General features: G+C 64.8%; 9 protein-coding genes and 1 pseudogene. 6 read left to right on the forward strand and 4 right to left on the reverse strand.

From position 1 onward, the window contains the following. The 4 genes and pseudogenes from KVT32_RS26205 to KVT32_RS32220 all read left to right on the forward strand — a co-directional run. A pseudogene (locus tag KVT32_RS26205) lies at positions 1-343 on the forward strand (Rhs element Vgr protein); the annotation flags it as partial. Beyond that, the gene (locus KVT32_RS26210) at positions 340-1,284 is read left to right on the forward strand and encodes a hypothetical protein (protein ID WP_152383291.1); all 945 of its coding nucleotides are present in this window, start codon (positions 340-342) and stop codon (positions 1,282-1,284) included. The pseudogene KVT32_RS26205 and the gene KVT32_RS26210, both read left to right, overlap by 4 nt. Beyond that, positions 1,281-4,490: a T6SS effector BTH_I2691 family protein gene (locus KVT32_RS26215; protein ID WP_152383290.1), complete on the forward strand. Its 3,210-nt coding sequence runs from the start codon at positions 1,281-1,283 to the stop codon at positions 4,488-4,490. The genes KVT32_RS26210 and KVT32_RS26215 overlap by 4 nt, the downstream gene beginning before the upstream one ends. A gap of 2 nt (positions 4,491-4,492) precedes the next feature. Further along, entirely contained in the window at positions 4,493-5,263 is a 771-nt protein-coding gene (locus KVT32_RS32220) for a DUF6708 domain-containing protein (protein ID WP_226847915.1), read from the forward strand. Positions 5,264-5,377: 114 nt separating this feature from the next. Here the strand turns inward: KVT32_RS32220 and KVT32_RS26225 are convergent, their stop codons facing one another. Next, positions 5,378-8,992, reverse strand: coding sequence for an indolepyruvate ferredoxin oxidoreductase family protein (locus tag KVT32_RS26225; protein WP_217619047.1), 3,615 nt, complete (start codon positions 8,990-8,992; stop codon positions 5,378-5,380). Positions 8,993-9,218: 226 nt separating this feature from the next. Here KVT32_RS26225 and mutY point away from each other — a divergent pair, with 226 nt between their 5' ends. Beyond that, a complete protein-coding gene (gene mutY, locus KVT32_RS26230; protein WP_217619048.1) occupies positions 9,219-10,301 on the forward strand; it encodes an A/G-specific adenine glycosylase in 1,083 nt (360 codons plus the stop codon). Positions 10,302-10,338: 37 nt separating this feature from the next. Here mutY and KVT32_RS26235 read toward each other — a convergent pair whose 3' ends face one another. Beyond that, entirely contained in the window at positions 10,339-11,163 is an 825-nt protein-coding gene (locus tag KVT32_RS26235; protein WP_062840236.1) for a helix-turn-helix transcriptional regulator, read from the reverse strand. A gap of 125 nt (positions 11,164-11,288) precedes the next feature. On the opposite strand from KVT32_RS26235, the gene KVT32_RS26240 reads away from it, so the two are divergent. Then, on the forward strand, positions 11,289-12,059 hold the full coding sequence (locus KVT32_RS26240; RefSeq protein WP_217619049.1) for a class I SAM-dependent methyltransferase: 771 nt from the start codon (positions 11,289-11,291) through the stop codon (positions 12,057-12,059). 31 nt (positions 12,060-12,090) lie between these two features. On the opposite strand, the gene KVT32_RS26245 is transcribed toward KVT32_RS26240, so the two are convergent. Further along, positions 12,091-13,641: a mannitol dehydrogenase family protein gene (locus KVT32_RS26245; protein WP_217619050.1), complete on the reverse strand. Its 1,551-nt coding sequence runs from the start codon at positions 13,639-13,641 to the stop codon at positions 12,091-12,093. Then, positions 13,629-14,840 (reverse strand): D-mannonate dehydratase ManD, encoded by a 1,212-nt coding sequence (gene manD, locus KVT32_RS26250; RefSeq protein WP_062840238.1) that lies wholly within the window; start codon positions 14,838-14,840, stop codon positions 13,629-13,631. The genes KVT32_RS26245 and manD overlap by 13 nt, the downstream gene beginning before the upstream one ends.

Genomic DNA, 14,840 nt, shown 5'->3' on the forward strand with positions numbered 1-14,840 from the left:
CGAGGAAGTGGGCAACAACCGCCGCGACAAGACGGTGGCGAATCACTGGGTGAGTATTGGCGGGCACCAGGAGCAGACTGTGGAGGGGCACTCGGAGCTTCAGGCCGGGCAGGCGATCCGGCAGCGCACGAAGGTTTATGAGGTTCAGGCGGCGGAGAGCCTTATCTTGAAAGGGCCAGGGGGGACGATTCGTATTGATGGGTTGGGCATCACGCTGGATGGGGATGCCATCCTGATCAAGGGGCCGATGAGCCAAAAGGGCGGTGGCGGTAACAACAGCCTCTCACTGTCCGGCGAGGCGCTTGAAGGTCTGGACGCGGATTGCGCGGAGCGCAACCGATGACAGCGGCGTCCATCATTGCGTTCGCCGAGCAGATCAAAGCGCCTGGCGATCACCTTTATCTGCTCGTTGACCCACTGGCCGGATGCGGCCCGGCACATCCGCTAGCCATCGAATCGCTGGTCCACGATCTGGGCAAGGACGCTGTGGTCCGCGTTCCACGGCCGGACCTGGTCCACACGCCTGAAGCCTGTCCGGCCCTCGTGCAACTTGGCACTTCGGAAGACGCGACACGGAAGCGGCTGCTGGAACTCAGTGCGTTCCATGCAACGGAAGATCTCGCCTACGGCAAGCGATATATCTGCGGGTGGCTGACCAGCCCGGAGCCGCCGGAGGAAACCGCACGCCACATTGCGGCGCAATGCTGCATTACTTCGTCCAGCGTACGAAAAGCGACTACCCCGTGGTTCGAACCCGTGCGTCTGGAGTTGCTGGCCGGCGCGCTTGGAGCCCGAGCGGGGGCTATGTTCGCGCCGATCAATGCTTGGTTGTTCCCAACAAGCTGGGGGAGCTTTTCCGTACTGCAGAGCAGCTCGGCGACGGCAAGCGAGGATCACACGGCATTGGTTCGCCGCACGCAGCATGCGGCGCAATTGGTAAGCGAATTCCTGGGTATCTGGCGGCTCGCGCAACGTCAGACCCTTTCGTTCGCGCCCTGGCGCTGGACTGGCCCCAGTCCCCTACCGCCACAGGCGGGTGTACATGCCTTTCGTCTGGTCCGTGATGCCCAGCGTTTAGGACTGCGGCATGAGCGCGACATCTTCGCGCTCAGCTTGTATCGGGTTTGCGTTCACCCCCTACTGCCCAAGCATCCCGACATCCAACGGGACATTCTTGATGCAGCCAATGGCAAACACGCGCTGCACGACCGCTTCCAAGCGTACGACGACACCGCCTGGAAGCGAGTATTCGCCTCCTTGCCCCGGACGGAGAACTACTCATGAGCTTGAGCACGACGTTAAGCAGAACGATCAGCCATGCCGCGCCGATTCCGACGGACGCATGCAAAGCCTGCGAGCGCACTGGCCTGCCCATTCTTCCTTTGCGCGCCGCGTACGCGCCGGCGCCCGGGCAAACATACCGTCGACAGCCTGCGGCCAGCAACGCGCCAGCGACGGTGCGGATGCGGTTGGACCAGCCTCGCATCCTGCGGCAAGGGTACCTCTACGTATTGCTGGATGAGGTGGAGTGGCAGGCCTATGAGGTCACGCCTGAAGGGGCGTTGCGCCAGTTTCGCCCCTTCCAGGTACCACGTGATGAGCCAAGTCCGCTGAGCCAATCATGCGTGCGCCGGAACCACGACGTCCCCGCCTCGTTCATCAATATCGACACCGAGAAGTTCTCGACCGCGTGGATAGCAATCGCGAATGACCCCTGGCCCGAGAGCGTGCTCAATCAATACTTGTGTGGCAAAGCCGCCGACGGATCGGATCCGAAGGACCGCTTCTACAAGCTTGACTTGAAAAGTGCGCGCGAGAACCCCGGCAGCGTCGGTATCGCAATGACCGAAGACAATCTTGGGTTGGATTCTGTGCTGGAGTACGCAGCGGTCAACGCCGGCGATTTCGAAAGCGTTCACGGGTTCTACTCGCGTAATCATCGGCTTGCGGCGATGGAAGGCCACATTCGCACTATCGTCCAGCGGGAAAAACTTCAAAACGGCGTACTCGCACTGGTTCTGCCCGATCCGATCGGCGTGGTGCAAGAATGCAATGCGCAGCGCGTTGCCTTGTTCAGAGAGATGCAGGAGTGGCGCTCCGAGCCACAGCGGCGGTTCGAGTTCTTCACTTCCCGGGCGCTGCTTGGCATCAAGGAACTGCATGACGCCTGGGCTTCAGCCGAAGCAGAAGAAGAGGCGAAGGCAGCAGAAGCCCATCGTCTCAGGCATAACCAGAGCTTAGCGGGGATGAAGGTGGGCTACCCGCAGGTGCATATACCAGGAGAAGCCGAGCGCATAGCCAAGGTCAAACAGGCAAAGGCAAAAGAGCGCCTAGAGAAGCGCTACGATGAGGCGGCCCGCGCCAAATTCGAGAAGACTTATCTCGCCACGCAGGCCGATTGGCAAACGGTTGTTGATGGGGTTGGGGAGGTGTACGCCCAAGAATACCAATCTAGGCCATTCCGACTTGCCGTACAAAATGATTACAGCGCCACGTCCTGGCGGTCGACGGAAGGCTTTATTCGCATGCTCGGCCTTTGCCTTGCCGGCGGCCCCACCGAAACAGTAAGAAAAGACGATGAGGAACTGGGCGCGACCCAACAGCTATGGAAAGCGCAGCTGGAGGACCCAAGAAGCTTTCTGTTTCAGGCTCTGCTGGCAAAGGACACTGCACTACTCGCGCAGTTGCAAACTGCACTGACGGGCAATGATCTCGGCAAGGTCTATGCCAACATCAAGAGCTTGATCGGTACGGAAGAGGGCAAAACGCTGATGGTTGCCCCCGTGCAGCAAGGCATTGGGCAGCTGCTTGCCGCCACGGCCAATGCCAGTAACGCGCTGGGAAAGCGACTGGCCTCCGAAACGCACACGCTCGTCGGTCACGTGCACAGCGCAGCCTTGCTGCGCTATGCGGGGCAGCCTGTGACGCAGATCGTCGTGTCATTGAAACTCGGCGAGTATCTTTCGCTGCTCAACGAGACCCTGCAGGAAGGCATTGATAAGTTCATCGCCCACATGGACGAGAATTTCCGCAAGCCGGCCGCCGACAAGATTCGGGCGATGGTCGTTAGCGGCGCCATTGCCATCGCGGTTCCCGGCAACCACGGCAAGGTCGTCGAATTGATTATCTGGTCGCTGGAGAGTGCCGAGGCGCTGCAGGAACGTCTGAAGAAGCTGCGTGGCACCGCCAACGAAGGCGTCACGAAGGCGCTTCGCGCCGTGAGCGTTGGCGCCGCGACACTTCAGACCGGCGCGGTTCAAATGGTCGGCACGCTTGCGATTGGCGCAGAGGAAGCGAGAGATCTCGCCAGGGGAGCGATGCAGAAGATGCGCACCGCCGTCGTTTCAGCAGCGCCCGGAGGCGCGAACCTGCTCCTGGGGCTTGGCAGCCTGTGGTTTCAGCAAGACAGCCTGCGGAAGAACTATGCCACGTTGCTCAACACATCTGAAAGTGGCAGCGCCGAGGCGCTGGCAGCAGTGTGGTCGTCCTCCATCGGCGTAATGGGTGCGAGCGCGGAGGTTGTTGGCGTGGGGATTCAGTTATTGCGGCCGGATTTGACAATTACCGTGAGATCGAGCGGAGGCGCGAAACCCATCATGTTAGGGACCCGCGTCGCGCAATACGGCGGCGCTATTGCAGCGGTTTCGGGGTTGATGGACGGAGTCCAATATATTTTCGCCGCCGTTCGTGCAGGAGCTGACGGAGATTCGGAAGCGCAAATTTACAGCGGTTTAGCAACTATGGCTGCGCTTGGCTCGTCAATCACAGGAATTGTCGGAGCCCTTGCCCCTAATGCTACTTTACTAGGACCTATTGGTGTCGCTATTGCCTTAGGGGTGCTTGCATACATCTGGGCCACTCAAGCGAAAAAAGAGCGATCCTCGTCTCTCGAACTATGGGCCCGCTCCAGCCGATGGGGGTCACCAAGCGAAAATAGGCGTTGGACCGCTGCATCAGATTTCGAAACGGCCGGGGGGGCTCTTAATGCCGCAGTGCTCGGGATGACAGCTGAGATGGAGGTCAAAACTCAGGTGGTTAGCAAGAGGGATGCCTCATTTCCCACTGACGACCAGGCGGACTGGAAAAGAGTTCGGATATGGGCTGGAGAATATATTATCTATCAGATATCCCTTCCAGGGTATGAGGAAACCTCATCTCGCTATCATTGGGCGCTAACGGTCTATCGCCCCGGGGACTCGCAAGGCCAAGTGATTGCGTCCGGCGAGAACGGAAATCCACCAACCGAAACACCATCGCCCCCCTCCATAAAAAATTCCGATTATTTCTTGAATACCACAGTACCCACCGTCTCCTCAGACGAAAAAACAAAAACTTTAATAATTAAGGGCGCCATCGCGTTACGCACGATTCACAGCGTTCACGCGGTAAAGCTGGAGGCACACTTTTGGCCCGATAAAAATGACAAATCGGGTTTCGCCCGCCTGCTTTCTCAAGAAGACAAAACAGATAACCGAGGGTGGAATAACTAGCCATGACTGCACCCAAACTTCGCCCCCCATGCAGCGGTTGGATAGCAGATCTGCCCGAACCGTCCTGCACACCAACCGCGCTCTTGGCTTTGGAGGGGAACGCTCCAAACCACTTGGATGACATATATCTGGAGTTATCGAGAGGTTCAGCACGCGCGCGAGGCATTTACTTCTGGATGGGAATTATTATGGCGATAGCGGGGATTTACATCTTGATTGCCCCCCCTCATTTCTACCTTTTTTCGGATCCCTTCATTGTTTTCTCGGGCCTTTTATGCTTGACGATTTGCATCTGGCTAGCCGCGATGTGTATCCGCATGGACATATCGGTTCCTCGTGACCTACCTCTAAGGTTCAATCGTGCCCGCCGGCGGCTTTACGCCTACAACTTCAATGACCGTTGGTGGAACCCTTTCGAACGCTGGTGCGTCGTTCCTGTGGCATATGATTGGTCTCAAGTGCGCGCTGAGCGTTGGCACAAGCGCGCCTTCACCCCTCAAGGCGTGCCCATCTTTCAATGGGGGGTGGAGCTTTCTATCGTCGAGCCCGGGACCAACAAGGTCATTGACCGCTTTCCCCTGAGCGCCATGGGTGCTGACGAATTTGCATGGGCGTATATCTGCACATATATGCAACAGGGTCCTTCGGCGCTTCCGCCTCCCGATCCACCCCGCGACCATAACGACGTGCCTTGGTACAACATCGGCCTGCGCCTCGCGCCCGAAGTAAAATGGCCCGCTGACATGGACCTGGAGTCCAGAACCGCACCGTGACACGCGACCATCCAATTCAACATGAGGGAAAGTCGACGTTTCCTTTATTGGCACGACTCGAACCCAAGCGCAGACGCCATAGAACGGGTAAGAGGCTGATGGCGCTGCGCTTCATCAAGCCGCCCGAACCCCAATCGCCACCACCCTTGCGGTAAACCCCTTCAACAACTCCTCCCGCATCGCCTCAGCCCGCGCCATCGACGCCTCCTTCACATGCCCGTACCCGCGAATCTCCTCGGGCACGCTAGCCAGCGCCACGGCCTTATCCAGATTCCCGCGATTCAACTTCCCCAAGATCGCCGTCATCGTCTCCCGATACTCCTGGATCAACGCCCGCTCCGCCCGCCGCTCCTTCGTATACCCGAACGGATCGAACCGCGACCCCCGCAGGAACCGCATCCGCGCCAGCACGCCAAACACCTTCAGCATCCCCGGCCCGTAAGCCCGCTTCACCAGATGCCCGTCCTTGTCGCGCCGCGCAAACACCGGCGGCGCCAAGTGAAAGCGCAGCTTCCAATCCCCCTCGAACTGCTCACCCACCCGCTTCACAAACTCCCCGTCCGAATACAGCCGCGCGACTTCGTACTCGTCCTTGTAGGCCATCAGCTTGAAGTAATAGCGCGCCACTGCCAGTGCCAATCGGTTCGTCCCCGTCGCCTCCCGCTCCGCCAGCGTCACCTTGTTCACCAGGTCCGTGTACTGCTTTGCATACGCCGCGTCCTGGTACTGCGTCAGGAACGCCTCGCGCACCGCCACCATTCGCGCCAGTTCGCCCGCCGGCTGCTTCAACTCCGCCACGGGAGTCGGCGCCCGCGGCCGCGTGATCTCGATGATGTCGTCCGGCTGCGCGGGCGACACGCCGCCGTTGGCCATCAGACGCGCCACCGCCGCCGGCTCGTGCGCCGCGCGGCGTCCCCATGCGAATGCCGCAAGATTGTTCGCCACCTGCTGGCCGTTCAGTTCGATCGCCCGCAACAGCGCCTCGCGCGACAGCGGTATCCAGCCCTTCTGGAATGCGTAGCCCATCATCAGCGGATTTGAGTAGATCGCATCGCCCAGCAGCACCACCGCCATCGCGGCTGCGTCCACAGCGGCCAGGTTGTCCTTGCCGCACGCGCTTTGCAGATCCGACGTCAGGTTCGCGCCCGGCAGCGTCCACGATGGGTTCGACACGAACGCCGCCGTCGGCGCCGTATCGCTATTGAGCAACACATGCGTGCGTCCTGGCGTCACCCGGGCCATCGCCTCCGGACTCGTCGCCACCACCAGATCGCCCGCCAGCAGCAGGTCTGCCTCGCCCATCGCCACCCGCGTATTCAGCAGATGGTCCGGCGAACCCGCCAGCACCACGTGGGAAAACACCGCGCCACCCTTCTGCGCCAGCCCCGCCATGTCCAGCACCGAACAGCCCTTGCCCTCCAGGTGCGCCGCCATGCCCAGCAACTGGCCAATCGTCACCACGCCCGTGCCGCCGACCCCCGCGATAAAGACGCCATAAGGCACATCCAGACTATGCAAACGAGGCGCCGGCACATCCTCGTCCGGCGCACCGCCCGATTGCGCCAACGCGGGCGGCTTCTTCAACTTGCCGCCTTCCACCGTCACCAGGCTTGGGCAAAAGCCCTTCAGACAGGAAAAGTCCTTGTTGCAGCTTGACTGGTTGATCTTGCGCTTGCGTCCGAACTCGGTCTCCAGCGGCTCCACCGACAGGCAGTTCGACTTCGCCGAGCAGTCGCCACACCCCTCGCACACCCGTTCATTGATGACCACGCGGCGCGCCGGATCCGGATAGGCATTGCGCTTGCGGCGGCGGCGCTTTTCCGTGGCGCAGGTCTGGTCGTAGATCAGCACCGACACGCCCGGATGCTCGCGCAGCTCGCGCATCACCGCGTCCAGCTCGTCGCGATGACGCACCGGCACCCCCGGCGCCAAGTCCGACACCTCCACGTACTTGCGCGGATCGTCCGTCACCACCACGATCTTCTCGATGCCCTCGGCTGCCACTTGGCGCGTAATCATCGGCACGCTGATCGGCCCGTCCACCGGCTGCCCGCCCGTCATCGCGACCGCGTCGTTGAACAGAATCTTGTACGTGATCGGCGCCTTGGCCGCCACCGCTGCCCGAATCGCCAGCAGCCCCGAATGAAAGTAGGTGCCGTCGCCCAGGTTCGCAAACACGTGCTTTTCCTCGGTGAACGGCGCCTGCCCCAGCCACGGCACGCCCTCGCCGCCCATCTGCGTGAAAACGTCCGTGCCGCGGTCCATCCATCGCACCATGTAGTGGCAACCGATGCCCGCCATGCCGCGAGACCCCTCCGGCAGGCGCGTCGACGTGTTGTGCGGACAGCCCGAACAGAACCAGGGCTTGCGCTCCTCGACCACGCGCGGACGCGCCAGCGCCGCTTCGCGCGCACGGATGAATTCCATCCGCGCCTCGATGCCCGCGCGCACGTCGTCCGGCAACGCGAAACGCAACAGGCGCGCCCCGATCGCCTTGGCAACCATCGCGGGCGAAAACTCGTAATGCGCCGGCAGCAGCCAGTTGCCCTGCGGCACCGACCACTCGCCGCCGTCCTTGTCGTCGAACTTGCCCACCACCCGAGGAATCTTCTTGCCGCTGCCGATCCAGCTGAAGAGTTCCTCCTTCAGCTGGTACTCCAGCACCTGGCGCTTTTCCTCCACGACCAGGATCTCGTCCAGCCCTTCCGCGAAACGCTGCGTGCCCGTGGACTCCAGCGGCCACACCATGCCCACCTTGAACAGCCGCACCCCGATGCGCCGGCACACCTCTTCGGACAGCCCCAGGTCCGACAGCGCCTGGCGCGTGTCCAGATAGGCCTTGCCCGAGGTCATGATGCCAAAGCGCGCCGCCTGCTGCGGCACCTCCCAGAGCTCCCGGTTCAATCCGTTGGCGCGCGCATAGGCCAGCGCCGCGTACAGCTTGTAGTCCAAGAGCCGCGCTTCCTGCTGCAACGGCGTGTCAGGCAACCGGATGTTCAGGCCGTCCGGCGGCAGCTGGAAATCCTCGGGCAGCACGATGCGCACCCGGTGCGGATCCACGTCCACCGACGCCGATACCTCCACGATGTCGGTGATGCACTTCATGCCGACCCACACCCCCGCGTACCGGCTCATCGCCCAGCCGTGCAGGCCGTAGTCCAGCACCTCCTGCACGCTGGACGGGAACAGCACCGGGATCATGCAGGCCTTCAGGATGTGGTCGCTCTGATGCGGCAGGGTCGACGACTTGGCGGGGTGGTCATCGCCCGCCACCACCAGCACGCCGCCGTGGCGCGCCGTGCCCGCCGCGTTGGCATGCTTGAAGACGTCGCCGCAGCGGTCCACCCCCGGCCCCTTGCCGTACCACATGCCGAACACGCCGTCGTACTTGGCGCCGGGAAAGAGGTTCACCTGCTGCGTGCCCCACACCGCCGTCGCGGCCAGGTCTTCATTGATGCCCGGCTGGAACTCGACGTGGTGCGCCTTCAGATGCGCGGCGGCCTTCCACATGTTCTGGTCGACGCCGCCCAGCGGCGAGCCCCGGTACCCCGACACGAATCCCGCCGTGTTCAACCCTGCCTGCGCATCGCGAACGCGCTGCATCATGGGCAGCCGCACCAGCGCGTGGATGCCGCTCATCCAGGCGCGGCCGGATTGCAGGGTGTATTTGTCGTCGAGCTGAACGGATTCGAGCGCCGCGCGGACGGCGGGCGTTAGGGGGGCATTCATGTCTACTCCAACATCGGATGCCCCAACAAGCGGCGCGCAGCTCCACAGAACGCACGCGGGCCAGCAAGGGCCGTGAAAGTGAAGTCCTGATGCGTTCACGCCTTCTGCGGGCCGAATCGCGCTTGCCGCGCCGGCTGACCAAAAAATAGGGCCAGCTGACGCTAGTCCTTTCGGTTGTACCCCCTGGCCCACGGGCGGGCAATAGGGCGATGCGATAATTGCCGCCATGGACTTCGCCCCTCGCATCGTCGCCTGGCAGCGCCAGCACGGCCGCCACGATCTCCCCTGGCAGAACACCCGGGATCACTACCGGATCTGGCTATCCGAAATCATGCTGCAGCAGACACAGGTAGCCACCGTCATCCCCTACTACGAGCGCTTTCTGCAACGCTTTCCGGACGTCGCGGCGCTGGCCGCCGCGTCGCAGGAAGACGTGATGCCGTACTGGGCAGGCCTCGGCTATTACGCCCGCGCCCGCAACCTGCACCGCTGCGCCCAGGAAATCGTGCGCGACTGGGACGGCCGCTTTCCGCCCACCGCCGAGGCCATCGCCACCCTGCCCGGCATCGGCCGGTCCACGGCCGCGGCCATTGCCGCGTTTTCGAACGGCGAACGTTCGCCCATCATGGACGGCAACGTCAAGCGCGTGTTCACCCGTCACTTCGGCATAGCGGGCGACCCGGCCAAGCGCGAGGTCGAGCAGCGTCTCTGGGCGCTGGCGCATGCGCAGGTGGACGCCGCGCCGGGACTCGACATGGCAGCGTACACGCAGGGGCTGATGGACTTGGGCGCCACGCTCTGCACACGCGGCAAGCCCGCCTGCGACAGATGCCCCGTCGCGGACACTTGCGTCGCGCGCCGCGAAGGCCGCCAGGCCGAGTTGCCCACGCCCAAAGTGCGCAAGGCCATCCCCGAGCGCGAGACCTGTATGTTGGTGCTGCGGCACCAGGGCGCTTTCCTGCTGCAGCAGCGCCCCGAACCGGGCATCTGGGGCGGGCTGTGGAGCCTGCCCGAATTCGACGCGGCAGGCGATCCCGACAGCGCATCACGCGCGTTGGGGCTGGAGCCGGAGCAGCGCTTCGAACTTGCCGCTTTCGCCCACACGTTCACGCACTACCGGCTGCACATCCGTCCGTGGCTCGTGCCCGTGCGCGCGGTCACCCTGTGCGAGTCGGCGCTGCCGCAGCGCTGGGTGCCGGCGGACAAGCTGGGGACGATGGCGCTGCCCGCGCCGGTCAAGAAGCTGCTGCAAGGGCTGGTGGATGCGGGGATGCAGGACAGCCTGTTTGGCGAGGAAAACGCGGCGTAGCGATCGGGCGGGTTGGCCGGTGCGGGCTTGAGCGGTGTCAGACCCCCGCCCCGCTCAGCAGCATCACCAGCTTCAGATCCGGGTGCGTCGCCAGGCGGAAGGTGATCTGCTGATACGCCAGTTTGCCGCGGCGCGGGTGCTGGAATTCGCGCAGGCCGCCTTCGCGTTCGACCACCGCGTGGCGGGTCCACCAGTGTGAGAAGACCACGCTCTGGCGGCTCAGGCTGTCCAGCAGCGCCAGCACGGCCGGCTCGTCCAGGTGCGCGCCCGCATCGGCGCGGAACTCGGCCACCACGCGGCGGGCGCGCTGGTCCCAGTCCACCACCAGCTCGCGCGCGGCGGGGTCCAGGAAGATGTATCGCAGCAGGTTCGGGGCGGGGTCGCGTTCGGGCCAGTGGTCGAACAGGTCGACCAGCGGCGCATTGCACGCCAGCACGTTCCAGGCGCGGTCCAGCACATACGCCGGCGCATTGATCGCGTTCACGCATTCCTGCAGCGGGCCCGGCGCGCCGCCGGCGTCGTCGCGGGCGTGCTGCGGGTCGGCGCAATCGGCCAGGTCGAAGAGGTAGGCGCGTTCCGCCCGCGCCAGTTGCAGCACGCCCGCGATGCGCGACCACACCGACGGCGACACCGACACCTCGCGCCCCTGCTCGATCCACGTGTACCAGGTGACGCTGATGCCGCAAAGCTGCGCCACCTCTTCGCGCCGCAACCCCGGCGTTCGCCGCCGGGATCCCTCGGGCAGGCCCGCCATCTGCGGCGTGATGCGCGACCGCGCGCTGCGCACGAACTCGCCCAGCGCGTGGCGGCGCAGATGAGAGCCTTCGTGGCCGGGCGTGACGGGCTGGGGGGAAGTATTCATACCAGGATGAGCAATGGGCTTGTACGTGTATACGGGCCCGCCTATCTTAGCGCCTGCACCCTTTCGCAATCCCGAATGGATTCCCGGCAACAACCCGCGCCGCGTTCCCGACACAAGGACCCCTCATGACCGCCAGCACCCACGACGCCGCCGTCGACCGCCAATTCAGCCCCCGCGCCGCCGCCTACCTGACCAGCGCCGTGCACGCGCAAGGCGAAGACCTGGTTCAGATGGCCGCCCTTGCCGGCCAGCACCCCGCCGCGCGCGTCTTGGATCTGGGCTGTGGCGGCGGCCACGTGAGCTTTCACGTGGCCCCGCAAGTGGCGCAGGTGACCGCCTACGACCTGTCGCAGCAGATGCTGGATGTCGTCGCCGCCGAAGCCGCCAAGCGTGGCCTTGCAAATCTGATCACCCGGCAAGGCAAGGCCGAGTACCTGCCCTTTGGCGACGGCGAATTCGACCTGGTGATGTCGCGCTATTCCACCCACCACTGGCAGGACGCCGGGCGCGGCCTGCGCGAGGCCTTCCGCGTGCTCAAGCCGGGCGGCGTGGCCGTGTTCGCCGACGTGGTGTCGCCGGGCGAGCCGCTGCTGGACACCTGGCTGCAAACCATCGAGGTGCTGCGCGACACCTCGCACGTGCGCGACTACTCGGTGGCCGAATGGACCCGCATGCTTACCGAGGCCGGCTTCACGCTGCAGGAACTGGCGCCGCGCCGCCTGCCGCTGGAATTCCAGTCGTGGGTCACGCGCATGCGCACGCCCGACACGCTGGTGGCCGCGCTGCGCCACATGTTCGGCATCGCGCCGGACGTCGTGCGCGCGCACTTCGACGTGCGCGACGATGCCTCGTTCACCAGCGACACGGCGACCATCGTCGTGCGCAAGCCGGGCTGAACGGCAAGCCTGAGTCGGCCCGCAGGCGCCGTCAGCCCGCCGACGCGCGATGCATCGCGGACAAGGCGCCCGCGACACCCTGGCCGCGCAGCAACTGCGCAGCCGCGCCTACCGCCCGCACGAATCGCGGTTCCTGTCCCAGGCCTCCGAACACCGGTTCAAAGCCCGTCATCACGCCCGCCCAGGCCAACATCGCCGCCGGTCCCTCGCCCGCCTGCCGCGCCGCCTGCTCGGCCACCTCACGCCGCTGTGCGAGCGCTTGGGCCATCGGATCCTGGATCTCGTAGACGCGCCCCGCCTCATCCGCCCCGCGCAGGAAATGCAACCATCCCGCCACGGCCAGCGCCAACCCGGGGATCGGCGCATCCGCCGCCAGCCGGTCGCGCACGGTGCCGAGCAGCCGCTGCGGCAATTTCTGCGAACCGTCCATCGCGATCTGCCGCGTCTGGTGCCTGAGCGCAGGATTGGCAAACCGATGCAGCAACCCTTCCCCGTACGCAGCCAGATCCAGCCCCGGCAGCGGCGGCAGCGTCGGTTCGATCTCCTGGCCCATCAGCGCGCGTAGATGCCGCCGCATGCCCGGCTGCGCCATCGCCTCGTCCACCGTGGCCCACCCCGCCATCACCGACAGATACGCCAGCGCCGAATGCGCACCGTTGACCATGCGCAGCTTCAGCGTTTCGAACGGCGCCGCGTCCGCCACGAAGCGCGCGCCGCCCGCGGTCCAGTCGGGCCGGCCCGCCGCAAACCGGTCTTCGACGACCCATTCCAGATAGGGCTCGGCCACCACCGGCCAAGCGTCTCGCACGCCCAGCGCCGTAGCGATTGCCTGGCGGTCCGCGTCCGTCGTGCGCGGCACGATGCGGTCGACCATCGAGCACGGAAACGTGCACGCCGATGCGATCCATTCGGCTAACCCGGCGTCCACGCGTGCCGCGAACGTGAGCACCAGCGCGCGCAGCAGGTGGCCATTGGCGGGCAGGTTGTCCAGCGACATCACCGTGACCGGCGCCAGGCCCGCCGCGCGGCGCAACTGCAGGCCGTGCACGAGAAACCCGATTACGCCCCGCGGCGTCGCGGGGTGCGCAAGGTCGTGCACGATGTCGGGATGGTCCGAATTCAGGCGGCCGCTGGCCGGATCGTGGCAATAGCCCTTCTCGGTAACCGTGATGCTGACGATGCGCGTGCCGGGCGCCGCAATGCGGTCCAGCACGGCTTGCGGATCCTCGGGCGCGACCAGCGTCTCGCGCAGGCAGCCGATCACGCCAAGGCGTTGCCGGGGCGCGCCGCTGGCGTCGGCATCGCGCAGCGCCAGCGCATAAAGGCCGTCCTGCGGCGCCAATGCGTCGCGCGTATCGGTCTGGCGCAACGACACGCCGCAGATGCCCCAATCCGCACTCGCCCCCGCGCGCAGCGCGGCGTCGTTCACTGCGGCCAGATGCGCCCGCGCGAAGGCGCCCAGGCCCAGATGCACGATGCCGATGCCCAGCGCGGCCCGGTCAAAACCAGGACGCGCCACGTGCCCGGGCAAGGCGTCCAGCGTCCCCGCGTTCAGCCGGGCGCCTTCGCCTACCAGTTCCATAGCGTGCCGTCGTGCTGCAACCGGTTCACGGGCAGGTATGCGCGCTGATAGGGGTACCGCGCCGCCAGCTTCTCGTCGATGTCGACGCCGTGGCCCGGGGCCTCGCCCGGATACAGCATGCCCTGCTCGAACGTGTAGGCGTGCGGGAAGACGGCATCCGTTTCGTCGGTATGGCGCATGTACTCCTGGATGCCGAAATTCGGCACCCACAGGTCAAAGTGCAGCGCCGCGCCCATGCACACCGGCGACAGGTCCGTGGCGCCGTGGCAGCCGGTGCGCACCTGGTAGAGCGAGGCCATGTCGGCAATACGGCGCAGATGCGTGATGCCGCCCGCGTGAACGACCGTGGTGCGGATGTAGTCGATAAGCTGGTTCTGCACCAGATCCTTGCAGTCCCAGATCGTGTTGAAGACTTCGCCCACCGCCAGCGGCGTGGTGGTGTGCTGACGGATCAGCCGGAACGCCTCCTGGTTCTCGGCGGGCGTGGCGTCCTCCATCCAGAAGAGGTTGTAGGGTTCCAGCGACTTGCCCAGGCGCGCGGCCTCGATGGGGGTCAGCCGGTGATGCACGTCGTGCAGCAGATGGTGCTCGAAACCCAGCTTCTCGCGGACGCGTTCGAACAGCTGCGGCGCGTGGCGCAGATACTTTTCGGTGGACCAGTCATGCTCGCTGGGCAGGTCCGCGTCGGCGGGCTCGTAGAACAACGTGCCCCGGCCCACGCCGTACACCTTCTCCAACCCCGGCACGCCGCTTTGCGCGCGGATGGCGCGATAACCCATGTCGGCGTAGCGCAGCACTTCGTCCACGGTGTGCTCGATGTCCGACCCGTTGGCGTGGCCGTAGACCATCACGCCGCTGCGGCTCTTGCCGCCCAGAAGCTGATACAGCGGCATGCCGGCAGCCTTGGCCTTCAGGTCCCACAGCGCCGTGTCCACGCCCGCGATGGCGGTCATGGTGACCGGCCCGCGCCGCCAATATGCGCCCTTGTACAGGTACTGCCAGATGTCCTCGATCTGATGCGCGTCGCGCCCGATCAGGCACGGGATGACATGCTCGGTCAGGTAGGCCGCCACCGCCAGCTCGCGCCCGTTCAGCGTCGCGTCGCCGATGCCGGTCAGGCCCTGGTCGGTTTCGATCTTCAGGGTCACGAAGTTGCGGCCCGGACAACAGACAATCACGCGTGCATTCGTAATCTTCAT

The sequence above is a fragment of the Achromobacter sp. GbtcB20 genome, from assembly GCF_019091095.1.
Taxonomy (GTDB): Bacteria; Pseudomonadota; Gammaproteobacteria; order Burkholderiales; family Burkholderiaceae_B; genus Achromobacter; species Achromobacter mucicolens.